Raw genomic sequence first — 16,032 nt, 5'->3', positions numbered from 1 at the left:
TGCGGCGGCGGATACCTACCGAATTATGACTTACCACACCGGCCTGTCTCGTGACGGGCCGGCTTTGCTTGTGCGCGATCTGATGGCAGCAAAGGCGGATGTCGAGCTAAGACCTATTGCGCATCTCGCTCCGGACATCGTGGTCTTGCAGAACGTTGATTTTGATCATGACCGGATAGCGGCTCATTTAATCCAGACCCGTTTGGCTGGCATGGGGCACGAAATGCCGTTCTCCTACACAGCGCGCCCGAACACCGGGATCGGGAGCGGTTCCGATCTGGACCGGAACGGCAAGCTGGGAGAGCCTAGGGATATGCTGGGTTACGGGCGCTTTGCGGGTCAGGGGGGAATGCTTTTGTTGTCGCGATTCCCTCTTGTCGACGGGCAAACCCGAAACTTGAGTGATGTTCTATGGCGCGACCAGGAAACGCCAGATCTGCCTGCAGGCGGGTTTTTCCCCGATGCCGTTTTGGCAGTGTTGCCACTCCATACCGTTGGCGCGTGGGATGTCGTGATCCAGACACCGAAAGGGCCGCTGCGTGTTCTGACGTCACATGCCTCGACCCCCGCTTTCGACGGTCCAGAGGATCGCAACGGATTGCGCAATGCCGCAGAGCTTCGGTTCTGGCGTCGCCATATCGAGCAGCCTGCACTTCAGCAGATGCCATTCGTCTTGCTTGGCACTTTGAACAACGACCCGTCAGGCGGTGAAGGGCATCGCGCTGCCATTCAAAGCCTGCTGAACCACGATGCCTTGCAAGACCCGCATCGGACTGACGCAAACGGAGGGATTACCGCTGAATGGGCATTTGGTCTGGCGCTTCGGGTGGATTACGTCTTGCCGTCACGTCGCCTTCGAGTACGGGCAGCAAAAGTTGAACGGACGCCGCAGAGTTCCGGAGAGTCGCGGCACTATCCGGTCTGGGTCGACGTTACCTTGCAATGATGCTGCGATGGCGTCATGCAACGGCGTTGGCACAAAATCTGGAAGAAGATCGGCGAAGCGCTTCGATTTGACACTATGCGGAGTGTTCCAAAGGTAGCGTGTTTCCAGCAGCGGTTTTGCCATTGGCCAGAATGGCTTGGCCGCCAGCAATGGCCACCATGGCATTTGACGTAAGGCTAATTGCCGCTCGGTGACCTGCTCCAATGCATGGTGAAGCTCCCGTGCGGTCAGGGTGTATCCGGGAAAGTTGATGTCGAAGAAGTCGGGCAGGTCATCAGCTTGCTCGGCCAGCATCACGGCTGCGTCGGCCAGATCATGCAAAAAGGCCCAAGAGTGCGGCGTGTCCAGATCGCCGGGGTAGTCGACGAAGCGTTTGCGGAGTTTCGCAGTGATGACTTTGTCATACCAATTCCCGCTTGCAGAAGTGTCGATGAAGTCGCCTGCACGTAGCACAATCGTTCGCACTCCCGCGTCTTTATAGGCGCGCTCCATAGTTTCGCGAATTTCACCCAAGGGGCCTGTCGGTCTGTGTTGCGTCGCTTCGTTCAGCTCTGCGGGCATATCAGCGCCGTAGTTGTAAAGGTTCCCTGGAATCAGAACTGTGGCACCGGTATCCTTGGCCGTGTCGATGATTTGCTTGGTCAGTTGTGGTACCAGTTTCGCCCAATCGGGATAGGCGGGGTTCCACGCGTTGACGATTATGTCGGCCCCCCACGCGGCATCCGGAAGTGCATCTGTTGCGCGGTCGAAGCGGATGACGTTCCAGTTTGCCCATGAAAATGCGGCAGCGGCATTGCGGCCAAAGCGACCGTTAGCGCCGAGAATGAGAACAGTTTTGGTCATCTTGAAATCTCCTGAAGCGGAATTGCCTTAACGTCACTCATTCAAATATGAAATGAAATTGCCAAAATTCGGATGTCTGATATTCATATATGAATGGAACGTATAGACAGACTCGATTGGACGTTGATCCAAGCCTTCCTCTCGGTGGTGGCCGAGGGCTCGCTATCAGGTGCAGCGCGTGCCTTGGGTGTGAGCCAGCCGACTTTGGGTCGACAGGTAAAAGCGATGGAGGAGCAGCTTGGCATTGCCTTGTTCTACCGCCAGCCAAAAGGGTTGAGCCTTACGGGCGAGGGCGAGGCGCTTCTTCCCCATGCGACGGCAATGGCAGAAGCTGCTTCGGGTTTGGCGACAGCAGCGGCGGGACATGACAACTCTTTGCAAGGGACAGTGCGCATCACCGCGAGTGACTTCACGGCGCTATACTCCCTGCCACCCGTGTTGGCCCGTTTGCGTATTGATCATCCCGATATCCAGATCGAATTGAACGCCACGGACCTAAGCGAGAACCTGTTGTTCCGCGAAGCGGATATCGCTGTCCGCATGTACCGCCCGACCCAACTTGAGGTGATTACAAAGAAAATAGGCATTCTGAAACTGGGGTTCTTTGCAGCGAAAAGCTATCTGGAGCGTCGCGGCACACCGTCCAATATCGAAGAACTAATGCAGCATGACTTGCTGGGCTACGATCGTTCCGAGCGGTTTATTCGCGGTGCCGCGAAGTTGGGGTGGCAGTTAACGCGACAAGATTTTGCATTCCGGTGTGATGCGCAACAAGTGCATTGCGAGATGATCCGCGCTGGGGCCGGTATCGGCGTAATGGCCTGCAATCTGGGCGCGCGCATGCCTGAGGTTGAGGCTGTACTTCCTCATTTTCCGGTTCCCGGATTGGAGCTGTGGTTGACCACGCACGAGGCCCTTCGGCACACCCCTCGTGTTGCGGCGGTTTGGAAGGTTTTGGAGAACGGATTGAAGCCGGATCTGTCGCAAGACAACTCTATTCCGATCATGCATTCACCCTAGCAACCTTGACCCCATAGGCCGTGCGCGATACCCCGCTGAGGACTCATTTTTTGACGGAGCGCAGTCCATGTCCAACCCTTCCATCCTGATCCTGCCGGGCGACGGCATCGGCCCTGAAGTAATGGCGCAAGTGACGCGTATCATCGACTGGTTCGGTGAAAAGCGTGATTTGAAGTTCGACGTGGAAACTGACCTTGTTGGCGGCGCTGCCTATGACAAGCATGGCGTGCCGCTGTCGGATGAAACCATGGCCCGCGCGATGGAAGTTGATGCGGTTCTGCTGGGTGCCGTTGGCGGCCCGAAATACGACAATCTCGACTTCTCGGTGAAGCCGGAACGCGGCCTTCTGCGCTTGCGCAAAGAGATGGACCTGTTCTCGAACTTGCGCCCTGCCCAGTGTTTCGATGCCTTGGCCGACTTCTCCTCGTTGAAGAAAGATATCGTGTCCGGTCTCGACATCATGATCGTCCGCGAACTGACCTCTGGCGTGTATTTCGGGGAGCCTCGCGGTATCCACAAAGAGGGCAACGAGCGCGTGGGTGTGAACACGCAACGCTACACCGAGTCCGAGATTGCGCGCGTCGCCCGTTCCGCATTCGAGCTGGCACGCAAGCGGAGCAACAAGGTTTGCTCCATGGAAAAAGCCAACGTGATGGAGTCCGGCATCCTGTGGCGCGATGTGGTTCAGGAAATCCATGACGCGGAATATCCGGATGTGGAACTGTCCCACATGTATGCCGACAACGGTGCAATGCAGCTGGTCCGTGCGCCCAAACAGTTCGACGTGATCGTTACAGACAACCTGTTCGGTGACGTGCTGTCCGACTGCGCCGCCATGTTGACCGGTAGCCTTGGCATGTTGCCGTCCGCGTCGCTGGGCCTGCCCAATGCTGAAGGTCGCCCGAAGGCACTTTACGAGCCGGTACACGGCTCCGCCCCGGACATCACGGGTCAAGGCAAAGCCAACCCGATCGCCTGTATCCTCAGCTTTGCAATGGCCCTGCGCTATTCGTTCGACGAAGGCGAAGAAGCGACCCGTCTGGAAAAGGCCGTCGAGAAGGTTCTAGCTGATGGTGTTCGCACCGCCGACCTGATGGGCCCTGACGGCGGCACACCCGTATCCACCACCGAAATGGGCGATGTCATTCTGGCCGCGCTGGACGCCAGCCTGTAGGGGATTGCTAATGACTCCGAATGCAAAAGGCGCATTGCTTGCACTGGTTGCGTTCGGAATTTTCGCGACGCATGACATCGTCATCAAAGTATTGGGCGGGACATACTCGCCCATACAGATCGTGTTCTTTTCGGTTGTCCTCAGCTTTCCGTTGGCCACGCTTTGGCTGTTACGGGACCAGACCAGCGGGACACTGATACCGCGGCACCCGTATTGGATGGTTGCGCGGACAGTTGCTGCCGTGATCACCGGATTCTCAGCGTTCTATGCGTTTTCGGTCCTGCCCTTGGCGCAAGTCTACGCCATCATATTCGCCTCGCCCTTGTTAATTACCGTCCTCGCCATCCCGATTCTGGGGGAGGAGGTTCGCCTGCGTCGTTGGCTTGCCGTATTGGTGGGCCTCTGCGGTGTCTTGGTCGTGCTGCGCCCTGGACAGACAGAGCTTGGTTTGGGCCACCTGGCGGCGCTTGCTTGCGCAGTTGGCGGGGCATTTGCCTCGGTGATCGTGCGCAAGATCGGGCGTGAAGAGCGGACGGTTGTGATCATGCTCTATCCAATGATGGCAAACTTTCTGGTGATGGGGGCATTGCTGCCAACAGTTTACGTGCCGATGCCAATCGAAGACCTTGGGCTCATTGCCATCGTCGCAGTTTTCGCATGGATCGCTGGCCGCTTCTTGATCGGAGCCTACAATACCGGCGAAGCCGTGATTGTCGCGCCAATGCAGTATAGCCAGATCCTTTGGGCGACGGTCTACGGCGCGTTGTTCTTTGATGAATGGCCTGACTTTGGAACGCTCGTAGGCTCCGCCATTATCATCGCCAGCGGCATGTATATCGTGCTGCGCGAAAGCCGGTCCACGACATCAGGAACCCCTGTTCTCAACACGCGGTCACGCCCTGAGACGGGAACATCGCCGCGTATTGGGTCCTTCATGAAGCCGTTCCAGCCGAAGAAATAGGCGGGTCAGCGCGTCACATAGCCGTGTGGCCGGATTGCCTTCGCTCGAATGCCCGTTAGCTTGGACCAAATCCCAGCGGAGGCCGACATGGACCTGAATTCAGACTTTTCACAACGCGTCGTTGTCCACACCGATCAAATAGATTGGGCCGCGTCGCCAATGCGCGGTGTCGACAGGCGCATGCTCGATCGCATCGGGGACGAGGTTGCGCGGGCCACGACGATTGTGCGCTACGCGCCCGACAGCCATTTTTCCGCCCACACCCACACAGGTGGCGAAGAATTCATCGTGCTTGAGGGCGTTTTTCAAGACGAACATGGCGACTTCCCAGTTGGGACCTATGTTCGCAATCCTCCAACCTCCAGCCACACGCCGGGGTCAAAGGATGGCTGTACAATATTTGTGAAGCTGTGGCAGTTCGATATGGACGACCGAACCGCCGTGACCACCGATATGAATGCCCTCGACTTTGAGCCGGACACTGATCGACACGGTGTGCGTTCCGCAGTCTTGTTCCGTGACGGTCGCGAAGAGGTTCGTGTTGAAGCGTGGGAGGCAGGTGCGTCTATCGAACTGGACTTGCCCGACGGCGGAGAGATTCTGGTTCTGGAAGGTTCGGCCACCGAGGGTGGCGATGACTTGGAGAAACATGATTGGCTAAGGCTGCCCATGGGCGCAACCTTGCGTGCTGACGCAGGTGACAATGGTACACGGGTCTGGATGAAGCTGGGGCATATCCCATATGCGAAAAAACCTGACTTTGCGCCAGATTAGAGCCTGATTTGTATGAATCCGACAGCTTTTTCACGCTAACGGCCCCGCAACAGATCGGGCTTGTCGCAATGTCCGCGGGCCTGATGCTGTGCTGGGGCTACGTTGCATGGCGGCTTGGTGCCAAACGGCCACTGATACTGCGGATCGTGATTGGGGTGGCCGTGTTTGCCAGCTTCGTCTGGCTGTCCCCGCAAATTTACTACCAGTATTACCGCGTCATCATCGACGGTTTGCCGGCGCAATGGGTCATTGGCTGGCCGCCGGGGCCTCGTCACATCTTACGGCTGCTCAGCTTTCAAGCGGATGCCAACCTTTCAGCGCATAGCCAAGGGTTGCTTGGATGGCTATTGCTCGGACTGGCAGCGGTCAGACGGTAGCGGCTTCGCTTACAGTTTGCACGCCGCGCTTCCCTCGCGTAGTCAAATGACATGACCCAGACGCCGCCTATTTTTGTAACCAACTTCAACAAGAACTTCACCGGCGTATCCGCGACCGCCGCAGGGGTTGTGCGCGCGCAGGCAAAGGGGCTTGATCTGCGTCTGGTAGGCCAGCCTTTGCCGGAATGTCCTAAACCGATCGACTTGAAAACTGCCCGTGCTCTGTCTCGCACTGCGCCCGATGGATACCCCTTCTCGATCTGGCATGTGCGACGCAATACCGAAATGCGCGCGGCGATCTGGACGCGCGACGTGCTCAGGCTGCCGATAAAGATCGTTTTCACCTCGGCCGCGCAGCGACGGCATTCGGCATTTCCGCGTTGGCTGATCTCGCGCATGGATGCCGTTATTGCGACGACCAAAGCCGCCGCAGAATACGTGCCACATGTTCGCGCAATCGTGCCCCATGGCGTGGATACGGATGCTTTTCATCCCACCGAAAACAGGGCCGCTGCTTGGGCCGCGACACGTTTCCCCGGCAAACGCGGGATAGCCGCCGTCGGGCGTATTAGACCCGAAAAAGGTACCGACCAGTTTGTCGAAGCAATGATCCGTGTGTTGCCATCCCATCCTGACGCTACTGCGTTGGTCATTGGCCGCGCTGGCAGGTCGCACGAGACGTTTTTGGCCGACCTCAAGGCGCGCGTGGAAGCTTCGGGACTGTCGGAACGTATCCTGTTTCCAGGTGAAATAGAGCCTAAAAACCTGTCAAAAATCCTGCGCGGCCTTAGCCTTCTGGTGCCCATGCCGCGCTACGAAGGCTACGGAATGACACCGCTAGAAGCCATGGCCTCAGGCGTGCCGTTTGTCGCAACCGATACCGGTTATTTCCGCGCGTTCTCTGCGCAGGGCGAGGCTGGTCGCGTGGTGTCGCTTGGCGATGTGTATGGCGCAGTTAACGAGATCCGGAGCTTGTTGAGCGATAAGTCGCTGCTTGAGGCAATGTCACGCCGCGCTATTCAAGTCGCGCGCGATAGCTATGGAATTCAAACCGAGGTCAATGGCATAAACGCGGTCTATCAACAGCTCTGGAACGAGGCAGCCCGCCAGTGACCGAAACCTTTATCATCCATCTGGAACGCGCCTCCGCACGCCGCCCTCATGTTGATACCATGATGCAGGAATCACCCTATCCGGCGCGCATCTGGCCTGCGTGTGACGGGGCGGCGATGGACTCGGCGGTGCGGGACCATTTCATATCCGGCCCAGCGCTGTTTCAGCCAGCCTACCCGTTTTCGCTGTCCATGGGCGAGGTTGGCTGTTTTGAAAGCCATCGCAGCGTCTGGCGCCACATGGTCGACAATGACGTAAAAGTGGCGCTCATCCTTGAAGATGACGTCGCTATCAACCCAGCTGAATTTCGCGCGGCGCTTGCTATGGCGGAATCCCATATTGCCGAATTGGGCTACATCCAGTTGCAAGTACGGGCGGTCAAACCACCGTTTTCCGTGGTGGAGCAATCCGGCCCCGTCGCGATCATCCTACCTCAGGTCATTCCCTTGCGGACTTCGGCGCAACTCGTCAGCTTGGACGCCGCCCGCTCACTGCTTTCCGCAAGCGAACAGATTGACCGGCCGGTTGACGGCTTTCTTCAGCTATTCTGGGAAACAGGCGTGCGCCCGCATTGCGTTGTGCCATCTGGGGTGTCCGATCTGACGCAGGAATCTGGTGGCAGCACGGTGTCACGCAAACGGAGTTTGTGGCAAAAACTGATCGCAGCGGCGAAGCGCTGGACCTATCGAAACCAAGTCGCAACGCTATCGCGCAAACACACTTAGGCGCTTGGTAACTCGTATAGCGAGTTGTTTCGGGTACGCGTGACCAAAACATATCCACGCGCTGCGAAGGCCTTGGTGCAGCCGGGATAATCCGCGTCAGGGTAGGGGTGCTCAATGACAATCCGGTGCGGTAGCAATGCGTCGGGTGCGGTCTCCATGAAGGGCACCAATGCTTTGTCCTCATGCCCTTCGATGTCGATTTTCAAGCCATAGATCGCCGTAATCCCGTGCTCTTCCAGCAGGGCATCAAGACGACGCACAGGCATTTCCCCGTCGGGTGTTTCTTCAACTGCAACGATTGCCAGATCATCCTTGCGGATTTGCAGGTCGCCTCGCCCTTCCTGATCGCTGACAGCGCAGTGGAACACGGTCAGATTGCCCAACCCGCTGGCCTCAGCGTTCCACGACAGGCGGTCCACCATCAGCGGGTTTGCGTCGATGGCAAGCGTGCGGCCCTGCGGCGCGCTACGGGCCATGGGTTGGGCATACAGCCCGATGTTGCAACCAAGGTCCAGGAAATTGGCATCAACCGGCGCGTCTTTTGTCAGGAAGTCCAAATCCTCGCCGTTATAGTCCGGGTTCAGAAGGAGACCGTATTCGATAAGGTTGTTCTCGCCGCGGATGCGGTAGGCGCAGTCGCGGAAGTAAATATCTAGCTTCCCACGTCCGGCAGCGAGCACTGAAGAAGTCCACCCACCACGAAACACCCCGCGTTTGAGCGGGGTTGATTTGCCCAGTGAAATCATACCGCGTTGCACCGCATTCGGGGCAAAATGACCGAACGGCAGCTTGTCATCGGCATCATCAAGATTGCGCTCTTTGCCGTTTAGGCTGCGCCAGATGCCGGAGCCAGTGCTGCGCGTGAAAGTCTTGGACGTCACGGGGATATCTCCGGTGAAAGGCTTGGTGCCTGTTTGGAATTGCAGGTCGTGCAGACGGGCGTAGATACCGGCCTTGCCGATCAATTCGTCATGCGGCCCGCTTTCCGCCAGCTTACCGTGATCAAGCACAAGAATTTGGTCCGCATCGCGAACAGTGGACAAGCGGTGGGCAATAACCAGCGTTGTGCGGCCTTTGGAAAGTCGTTCCAAAGCCTTTTGGACCACCTTTTCGGATTCGGCGTCCAAGGCGCTGGTCGCCTCGTCCAACAACAGAATCGGTGTGTCACGCAGCAGCGCACGGGCAATGGCGACGCGTTGGCGCTGCCCGCCCGACAGGTTGCTGCCTCGTGGGCCGACAGCGGTTTCCAACCCGTCGGGCAGGTCTTTCAGGAAATCGCTGACATGTGCATCGTCCAGCACCTGTTTTAGCTGCGCGTCATCGACGTCTTCACGACCCAGCAGGATATTTTCACGCAGCGTCTCATCGAACAACAATGCATCTTGCGACACGACCGAGAACAAGCCGCGCAGTTGCGACAGGGGCATGTCTTTGACGTCCACGCCTCCGATCGTGATCTTGCCGCTTGCCGGATCAACCAAACGGGTGAGGACGTTGAACACGGTGCTCTTGCCCGCCCCTGACGCCCCAACCAGCGCTGTGGTGGTGCCAGAATTCGCGGTGAAACTTAGGCCGTTCAACACGGCTTTGTCACCATAGGACAAAGAGGCATCGTCGAAGACGATGGAGGAGCCATCCAGTACGGCTTCGTCAGATGTTCGATCCGCCACGGCGGGTTTGGTATCAAACAGCCCGAAGATTCGGCTGAGGCTGGCGATCATCATTTCCCAATAGCCCAAAACTCCGCCCAAGCGGCGCATGGGTTGAAAGGCCAGTGACATGGCAGTGAAGAAGCTCATGAACTGACCAATGGTTTTCTCGCCCGCAATGATTTGCGGGCCGCCGTATAGCAAGACGCAGAAAAAGCCGAATCCCACGGCGAAATCAACCAAGGCCGGCACGGTGGCTTGCCCGATGGTAGTTTTGATCGTCGCTTTTACCCATGTATCTGACAGACCAGAGAAATTCTCGACCTGATACTCTTCCATCCGGTTCAGTTTGATCGGGGTGACGCCGTGAAATACTTCGTCCAGACGGGTGGTCCGTTTGCCAGCCACGTCGCGCAGGTAGTTCGATTTGCGTCGCACATAGCGTTGAACCAGCAGGCTGGGGATTACCAACATCGGGGCGCCAATGATCGCCACCAGCGTCCATTTCCAATCAATCGACAACGCCACGCCCAGAAGCGACAGCAGCGCAATAAGGTCGCGGCCAGCACTCACAAGGATCATGTTCCAAAGGGTTTGGATCGCAGTCACATCCCCCTGAACCCGCTCGATCATGGAGCCGGGCGAGGTGCGGGAGTGGAACGCGTTATCAAGGGTCAGCGTGTGCCGCAGCAGGTCGACCTGCACCTCTGTTGAGGCACGGAAAGACACGCCGGTCAGAATGCTCTTATGGATGATGCCGGTAATGCCGCGGATGACGAAAAGTGCGAAGATTCCAATGCCGACCCACCAGATGGCACTCGCCTGACCCTCGACGAACACAAGGTCGAACATCGGCTGCAGCATGTAGCTGAGCGCACCCAAGGTGCTGCCTTCGATGACCATGAACACGAAGGCCAGCACGAAAAGCATCCAGTGTTTGCGCAAGTACCCACGCCACAGGCGGGCGAACAGCTTGCCTCCGCTCTCGGTCGACTGGGCCAGATCTAGGTCTGTCGGGTTGCTCAAGAAAAGGCTCACATATGGCTACTTTAGCGATCTGTGTAACGCAGTTTTGCGCGGCGCGGCAAGGCTGGGGCAACATGGCCCTTTCCCATCGGGTCTCAAAAGAGTATCAGGCCCCGTCTGAAACAAGACCTATAGAAGGATCAAAGGGATCATGGGTTACAAAATCGTCGTCGTAGGCGCCACGGGCAACGTGGGTCGCGAGATGCTGAACATTCTGGATGAACGTCAGTTCCCAGTGGACACAATCGAGGTTCTGGCCTCCCGTCGCTCGATCGGCACCGAAGTTTCCTTCGGCGAGAAAACCCTGAAGACCAAAGATCTTGATACCTTCGACTTTACCGGATGGGACATCGCGCTGTTCGCGGTAGGCTCCGAAGCCACGAAGAAATATGCGCCTATTGCTGCCAAAGCTGGCTGTGTGGTGATCGATAACTCATCGTTATACCGCTACGACCCTGACGTGCCGTTGGTGGTTCCAGAAGTGAACCCCGAGGCCGTGATGGGCTATTCCAAGAAAAACATCATCGCCAACCCCAACTGCTCCACGGCGCAGATGGTAGTGGCGCTGAAGCCGTTGCACGACCGTGCGCGGATCAAGCGCGTTGTCGTCTCCACCTACCAGTCGGTGTCCGGTGCAGGCAAAGAGGCTATCGACGAACTGTGGGATCAGACCAAGTCGATCTACAACCCCGTCGACAACAAACCGCCAAGCAAGTTCACCAAGCAGATCGCGTTCAATGTGATCCCGCATATCGACGTGTTCATGGAAGACGGTTCCACCAAGGAAGAGTGGAAGATGGTCGTTGAAACCAAGAAGATCATCGACAAGAACATCAAGGTCACCGCGACCTGTGTCCGCGTTCCGGTTTTCGTGGGTCACGCCGAGTCGATCAACATCGAGTTCGAAGACCACCTGGATGAAGACGAGGCCCGCGACATCCTGCGCGAGGCCCCCGGTGTCATGGTGATCGACAAGCGCGAAGACGGTGGCTACGTGACGCCCGTCGAATGTGTCGGCGACTTTGCGACCTTCATTTCCCGCATCCGTCAGGACAGCACCATCGACAACGGCATCAACCTGTGGTGCGTCAGCGATAACCTGCGCAAGGGCGCTGCCCTGAACGCAGTGCAAATCGCTGAAACGCTGGGCACGCGGTGCCTGAAAAAAGGCTAGGCTTGCAAAGCCTTTGCTGACACGAAACATTGGGCCTCAGATCAATTGATTTGAGGCCCTTTTCATATGCTCCGTTCCCTAGCCCTATCCGCCGCCCTTCTGTCGTCCGCCGCTTACGCCGAGGACTTTCAGTTGGTTGCGCCCGTCACTTCCGTCACCGTCTATCCGCAAGGTGCGACCGTCACGCGCGTCATTGCGGTCGACCTGCCGCAAGGCAAACACCGGATACTGGTTCCCTATCAAGCTGGCAGCAGCGACGGCCCGCCGCGCGTGAACGCGCCGGACGGTTTTGCGATTGGCGCGATGGAGGTTTTGAACGATTTTCTGAGCGACCCGAAAGCGGCCTATTCCCCCGAGCAAACCGCCGCGTCAGAGCGTGTCGAAGCTGCCAAGGATGCCTTGCAGGCGTTGGAAGACGTTGTCGTGCGCGGCCAAGCTGCTGTCGAAGCGCAAGGCGCGAAGAACGCGTATCTTCGCTCGCTAACCGGTGCTTCGCTGACGGGAGCAGATGCCGAGGCCATGCGCGCAGCAAGCGACATGGTTGCGGATGAATTGGCGAAAGCATGGACGGAGCAATATGCGGCCTCAGTCGCTTTGCGCGACGACGAAAAAGCCCGCGACGAGGCCAAGAAATCCCTCGCACAGGCCGAGCTGGACTTGCGCCGCTTATCCCCGCCAACGGGCTCTGTGACCATTCTGGCCTTGTCCGTTGAGGCTGCAAACGCAGGTCCGGTCAATCTGACATTGAACACCCTGAATTATAACGCGGGCTGGCGGGCGGATTACGACCTGAACCTGACCCGCGGTGATGATGCGCGCGTCGCGATGGAGCGTAAGGTCGTCATGTATCAATCTACCGGCGAATTATGGTCGGATGTTGATTTGGTCCTGTCGACAGCGAACCCGTTTGCGCAGGTGAACCCGACCGAGCCCTATCCGTCTCAAGCGTTCATACAGGCGAAGGGCAAGGCAGGCCTTAGCTCCGTTGTTAGGTCTGCACCGCAAGCGGAGTACAGCCTTGATCTGGCCCGTGCCGATGAGGGTGCACCAGAACCGGTCCTGGCTGCTCCTCGCGCCCAAGCCGTTATTGACGGACTGTCTGTCACCTATGAATATCCCGAGCCAGTCAGTCTCGCCACTGGCGGTGGTGAGTTGATCCTTGCTCTGGACGATTTCACCTTCGACGCTCGCGAATTCAATCGCGCAGCACCTCGCTTCGACAAAACCGCGTTCTTGATGGCGGAGTTCACCAACTCCACGCAGGAGCCCTTCCTGCCCGGTCAGATGTCGGTCTCCCGTGACGGCGTGTTCGTCGGCCGCAGCGCTTTGCCGCTGATCCCTGCGGGCGACAAGGCCGAAGTGTCCTTCGGCACGCTCGAAGGCCTGCGCCTCGAGTATAAATTGCTGGACAACGACACAGGCGACCGTGGCTTCCTGACTTCCAGCAGTACTCGGATGCAGCAGATGGAGTTCTCGGTGGAAAACCTACTTGCCACGACAGAAGAGGTCCAAACCATATTCGCGCTGCCCTATGCAGAGCAGGAAGATCTCAGCATCACAACAAGTTCGCGCCCGTCACCGGATGAGAGTGATTTCGAGCAAAAGCGCGGTGTGTCTGTCTGGAACCTTGAAGTCGGTCCGGGCGAAAAGAAAACCGTCCGGGTGAACGTCGAAATGGACTGGCCCGAAGGGCAGCAGCTGTTCTGGCAGCCGTAGCCTAGAACCGCTCTGCGCGTAGAACCTGACAGTCGGTCACGGTCACGATGCCGATATGCCGCTCGACCACCGCAAAGGCCGCGTCGAGCAGTTTGTCCAGCTTGTCGGGATGCACGATGCAGATGACCTGCACCATGCCGCCCGCACGGCTCACTTGCCCCTCACGGCTCCATGGGCCGGACCGCCCCGATCCACCAAGCACCGGCAGAATGGAATAGCCCGTTACGTCAGCTGTTTGCAGGGCGTCGGTCAGACGGCTTTCCATCACGGCTTCGATGGTGATCACCACGCGTTTGGCATCATGGGTTTGCATGGGTCATCCTCCGGTTACTTTGCTGGCAATTGCGATATAGGTCGGGATGCCAAGGGTCAGGTTGAAGGGAAAGGTGATCCCCAAGGACAGCGTCAGATATATCGACGGATTGGCCTCGGGCAACGCTACGCGCATCGCCGCCGGAACTGCGATATAGCTGGCCGACGCACCCAGGGTCATGAACAGCGCAACTCCGCCGGTGGACAGCCCCAGCAGCATTCCGGCCGCAAGGCCGAAACAACTGCCGACCAATGGCATCAGCATGCCGAAAGCGAACACGCCGGGCGTCAGGTGTTTACCGCTGTTCCGCAACCCGCGACCCGCGACAAGGCCCATATCCAGCAGGAATAGACACAAAACGCCCTGAAACGGTGAGACGATGAAACTGGCGATTTTCTCTAACCCGTCTTGTCCGGTGATCGCGCCAATGACGAAGCTGCCGATCAGCAGCACGATGGAGCCATTCAGCAATATCTCCCGCCACAAATTCCCGTCCATCTGGTTACCGCCTGCCTTGCGCGACACCAGCCAAAGGGCTGAAAGGATCGCTGGCGCTTCCATGATGGCCGCAACCGCGACCATGTAGCCTTCGGGATCCAAGCCGCGTCCGGTTAGCGCACTGGTGCAGGCCACAAAGGTCACGATAGAGATCGAGCCGTAATGCCCCGCAACGGCGGCTGCATCGATGGTGCTTAGCTGCGTCATGATGTGCAGAAGTCCGAAGGCCACGAACGGGATTGTCGCTGACAAAATCCCACCGGCAATCAACGACAGGATCAACCCCGCATCAACTCCGTGCGCTGCAACCGAGGCGCCGCCCTTGAAGCCAATCGCAAACAGCAAGTAGATCGACAGCGCCTTGGCGGCGGCTTCCGGTATGGTGAGATCAGATCGCGCGAACGCGGCCAGAACGCCCAAGACAAAGAACAGGATCAAGGGGGACAGCAGGTTGTCAGCTGCCAGCGATAACACGTCGCCCATGCGGCTCCTCCGGCGGTTTGGGGTCTAAACCGGGACGAATCCGGTTTCTGGCAAGTAGTGTTCCAAACCACCTTCGCCAATGTCGGTCCAGAGACCGTGTAAGCTTAGCATGCCTTGCTCCATCTCTTGGGCGATGAACGGGAAGCCTGCGAGGTTTTCCAAGGAGACCAAAACCGCCTCTTTTTCCAACGCGCTTCGGCGCTCCGCCTCGTCCTCGATATCTTTCACGCGCTCGTAGCCGGGGCGTAAAATGTCCATCCAGCGCCCGATGAAGCTGGTCTTTTCTTCCAGCTCCGGCGCATGGCCCGAGCACATGTCGTGGCACCCGTTGACCCCGCCGCAGTTTGAATGTCCCAGCACGATGATATGGGCGACTTTCAGGGTACCCACAGCGTATTCGATAGCGGCTGATGTGCCGTGATACTCGCCATCCGGATTATACGGCGGCACGAGGTTGGCGATGTTGCGGTGGATGAAAAACTCGCCCTGCTCCGCCCCGAAAATAGAGGTGACATGCACGCGGCTGTCGCAACATGAAATCACCATGGCGCGCGGATTTTGCCCGTCGGTGGCAAGCCTGCGGTACCACGGTTCGTTCTCCGAATAAGTCGTGGCCTTCCAGCCATGGTAGCGGTTGATCAGATAGTGCGGCAGGGGTTTGGGCGTGCGCATGGGGTACCTCTGAAAGTTTCGAACACAAGTAGGTCGAATTGAGCAGAAATTCGAGGGAAATCGTGCCGTGCCGGAAAGACTTTGTTCAGTTTCGCCACCGATGTTTGCAGCGTGCTTTAAGGGGGCACGGATAATGGGGTGCGTTATGCAGGATGTTTTGAAACTCGAAATGCGTGAACCGGTTCGGGTTGATCCGGACCGTTTGGTGGAACTGTGCGTGTCCATGGGCGAAGCACGTGCCGAGGCTTTGATTACCACGGCGATGGAAGAATTGGCACGGGGAATGGTCGCGATTGAAGACGCGTATGTGGCACAAAACATGGATGTTTTGACCCGTCGCGCCGATCTTTTGGTAAAGACCGCCGAAAATATCGGAATGACGACGTTCTCGCGGGTTGCTGATGATGTCGCCGCGTGCGGACGTTTGAGAGAAGGCGTTTCGTTGGGTGCTACGTTGAACAGGCTAAGGCGTATTGCCGATCGTTCGCTCAGTGCAGTGTGGGATATGCAAAACATGCCGGGTTAGACGCGGGTCTGCGACACGCCTTTGCTTGCAGATTGCGCAGCA

At 57.8% G+C, this 16,032-nt stretch carries 16 protein-coding genes; 11 read left to right on the top strand and 5 right to left on the bottom strand.

Annotated features, from left to right (window positions below; translation table 11 throughout):
* Positions 1-25 precede the first annotated feature (25 nt).
* Positions 26-946, top strand: coding sequence for an endonuclease/exonuclease/phosphatase family protein (locus tag BUB72_RS19105; protein ID WP_073144284.1), 921 nt, complete (start codon positions 26-28; stop codon positions 944-946).
* Here BUB72_RS19105 and BUB72_RS12615 read toward each other — a convergent pair.
* Complete coding sequence (locus BUB72_RS12615) at positions 845-1,789, bottom strand: Rossmann-fold NAD(P)-binding domain-containing protein (protein WP_073144282.1); 945 nt, start codon at positions 1,787-1,789, stop codon at positions 845-847. The genes BUB72_RS19105 and BUB72_RS12615 overlap by 102 nt on opposite strands.
* 93 nt (positions 1,790-1,882) lie before the next feature.
* Between BUB72_RS12615 and BUB72_RS12610 the strand changes: the two genes are divergently transcribed.
* The 7 genes from BUB72_RS12610 (at position 1,883) to BUB72_RS12580 (ending at position 7,933) form a co-directional block, all read left to right on the top strand.
* Positions 1,883-2,809: a LysR family transcriptional regulator gene (locus tag BUB72_RS12610; protein WP_073144280.1), complete on the top strand. Its 927-nt coding sequence runs from the start codon at positions 1,883-1,885 to the stop codon at positions 2,807-2,809.
* Between the two features lie 67 nt (positions 2,810-2,876).
* On the top strand, positions 2,877-3,983 hold the full coding sequence (gene leuB / locus BUB72_RS12605) for a 3-isopropylmalate dehydrogenase (RefSeq protein WP_073144278.1): 1,107 nt from the start codon (positions 2,877-2,879) through the stop codon (positions 3,981-3,983).
* 10 nt (positions 3,984-3,993) lie between these two features.
* Positions 3,994-4,944: a DMT family transporter gene (locus BUB72_RS12600; RefSeq protein ID WP_073144276.1), complete on the top strand. Its 951-nt coding sequence runs from the start codon at positions 3,994-3,996 to the stop codon at positions 4,942-4,944.
* Between the two features lie 87 nt (positions 4,945-5,031).
* Positions 5,032-5,718, top strand: a complete 687-nt coding sequence (locus tag BUB72_RS12595) for a cupin domain-containing protein (RefSeq protein WP_073144416.1) — start codon at positions 5,032-5,034, stop codon at positions 5,716-5,718.
* 8 nt (positions 5,719-5,726) lie between these two features.
* Complete coding sequence (locus tag BUB72_RS12590; protein WP_073144274.1) at positions 5,727-6,095, top strand: hypothetical protein; 369 nt, start codon at positions 5,727-5,729, stop codon at positions 6,093-6,095.
* 51 nt (positions 6,096-6,146) lie between these two features.
* Complete coding sequence (locus tag BUB72_RS12585; RefSeq protein ID WP_073144271.1) at positions 6,147-7,208, top strand: glycosyltransferase family 4 protein; 1,062 nt, start codon at positions 6,147-6,149, stop codon at positions 7,206-7,208.
* Positions 7,205-7,933 carry a glycosyltransferase family 25 protein gene (locus BUB72_RS12580; protein ID WP_073144269.1) on the top strand — a complete coding sequence of 243 codons (729 nt, stop codon included), beginning with the start codon at positions 7,205-7,207 and terminating at the stop codon, positions 7,931-7,933. Before BUB72_RS12585 ends, BUB72_RS12580 begins: the two co-directional genes overlap by 4 nt.
* Here the strand turns inward: BUB72_RS12580 and BUB72_RS19245 are convergent.
* On the bottom strand, positions 7,930-10,608 hold the full coding sequence (locus tag BUB72_RS19245) for an FkbM family methyltransferase (protein ID WP_073144267.1): 2,679 nt from the start codon (positions 10,606-10,608) through the stop codon (positions 7,930-7,932). The two genes, BUB72_RS12580 and BUB72_RS19245, sit on opposite strands and share 4 nt — an antisense overlap.
* A 151-nt stretch (positions 10,609-10,759) precedes the next feature.
* Here BUB72_RS19245 and BUB72_RS12570 point away from each other — a divergent pair, with 151 nt between their 5' ends.
* Together BUB72_RS12570 and BUB72_RS12565 are read left to right on the top strand one after the other, a co-directional pair.
* Complete coding sequence (locus BUB72_RS12570; RefSeq protein WP_073144265.1) at positions 10,760-11,782, top strand: aspartate-semialdehyde dehydrogenase; 1,023 nt, start codon at positions 10,760-10,762, stop codon at positions 11,780-11,782.
* A 66-nt stretch (positions 11,783-11,848) separates the two neighbouring features.
* The gene (locus tag BUB72_RS12565) at positions 11,849-13,498 is read left to right on the top strand and encodes a DUF4139 domain-containing protein (RefSeq protein ID WP_073144263.1); all 1,650 of its coding nucleotides are present in this window, start codon (positions 11,849-11,851) and stop codon (positions 13,496-13,498) included.
* Between the two features lies 1 nt (position 13,499).
* Here BUB72_RS12565 and BUB72_RS12560 read toward each other — a convergent pair whose 3' ends face one another.
* From BUB72_RS12560 to BUB72_RS12550, 3 genes are read right to left on the bottom strand one after another with little or no spacing between them, the layout of a single operon-like run.
* Positions 13,500-13,811, bottom strand: a complete 312-nt coding sequence (locus BUB72_RS12560) for a P-II family nitrogen regulator (protein ID WP_073144261.1) — start codon at positions 13,809-13,811, stop codon at positions 13,500-13,502.
* Between the two features lie 3 nt (positions 13,812-13,814).
* Positions 13,815-14,792, bottom strand: a complete 978-nt coding sequence (locus tag BUB72_RS12555; protein WP_073144259.1) for a sodium-dependent bicarbonate transport family permease — start codon at positions 14,790-14,792, stop codon at positions 13,815-13,817.
* A 24-nt stretch (positions 14,793-14,816) separates the two neighbouring features.
* Positions 14,817-15,464 carry a carbonic anhydrase gene (locus tag BUB72_RS12550; protein WP_073144257.1) on the bottom strand — a complete coding sequence of 216 codons (648 nt, stop codon included), beginning with the start codon at positions 15,462-15,464 and terminating at the stop codon, positions 14,817-14,819.
* A gap of 145 nt (positions 15,465-15,609) precedes the next feature.
* Between BUB72_RS12550 and BUB72_RS12545 the strand changes: the two genes are divergently transcribed.
* Positions 15,610-15,990, top strand: coding sequence for a hypothetical protein (locus BUB72_RS12545; RefSeq protein ID WP_083588649.1), 381 nt, complete (start codon positions 15,610-15,612; stop codon positions 15,988-15,990).
* Positions 15,991-16,032: the final 42 nt, after the last annotated feature.

It is taken from the genome of Litoreibacter ascidiaceicola (genome assembly GCF_900129235.1).
GTDB classification, from domain to species: Bacteria; Pseudomonadota; Alphaproteobacteria; order Rhodobacterales; family Rhodobacteraceae; genus Litoreibacter; species Litoreibacter ascidiaceicola.
Note: the sequence above shows the minus strand (reverse complement) of the source record. Positions and strands in the feature narration are given on the sequence as shown.

Coding starts and splice junctions, on each gene's coding strand:
- BUB72_RS12595 (WP_073144416.1), top strand. CDS start 5,032: ATGGACCTGAATTCAGACTTTTCACAACGCGTCGTTGTCCACACCGAT.
- BUB72_RS12610 (WP_073144280.1), top strand. CDS start 1,883: ATGGAACGTATAGACAGACTCGATTGGACGTTGATCCAAGCCTTCCTC.
- BUB72_RS12585 (WP_073144271.1), top strand. CDS start 6,147: ATGACCCAGACGCCGCCTATTTTTGTAACCAACTTCAACAAGAACTTC.
- BUB72_RS12560 (WP_073144261.1), bottom strand. CDS start 13,811: ATGCAAACCCATGATGCCAAACGCGTGGTGATCACCATCGAAGCCGTG.
- BUB72_RS12615 (WP_073144282.1), bottom strand. CDS start 1,789: ATGACCAAAACTGTTCTCATTCTCGGCGCTAACGGTCGCTTTGGCCGC.
- leuB (WP_073144278.1), top strand. CDS start 2,877: ATGTCCAACCCTTCCATCCTGATCCTGCCGGGCGACGGCATCGGCCCT.
- BUB72_RS12600 (WP_073144276.1), top strand. CDS start 3,994: ATGACTCCGAATGCAAAAGGCGCATTGCTTGCACTGGTTGCGTTCGGA.
- BUB72_RS12545 (WP_083588649.1), top strand. CDS start 15,610: ATGCAGGATGTTTTGAAACTCGAAATGCGTGAACCGGTTCGGGTTGAT.
- BUB72_RS12550 (WP_073144257.1), bottom strand. CDS start 15,464: ATGCGCACGCCCAAACCCCTGCCGCACTATCTGATCAACCGCTACCAT.
- BUB72_RS12570 (WP_073144265.1), top strand. CDS start 10,760: ATGGGTTACAAAATCGTCGTCGTAGGCGCCACGGGCAACGTGGGTCGC.
- BUB72_RS12555 (WP_073144259.1), bottom strand. CDS start 14,792: ATGGGCGACGTGTTATCGCTGGCAGCTGACAACCTGCTGTCCCCCTTG.
- BUB72_RS19105 (WP_073144284.1), top strand. CDS start 26: ATGACTTACCACACCGGCCTGTCTCGTGACGGGCCGGCTTTGCTTGTG.
- BUB72_RS12565 (WP_073144263.1), top strand. CDS start 11,849: ATGCTCCGTTCCCTAGCCCTATCCGCCGCCCTTCTGTCGTCCGCCGCT.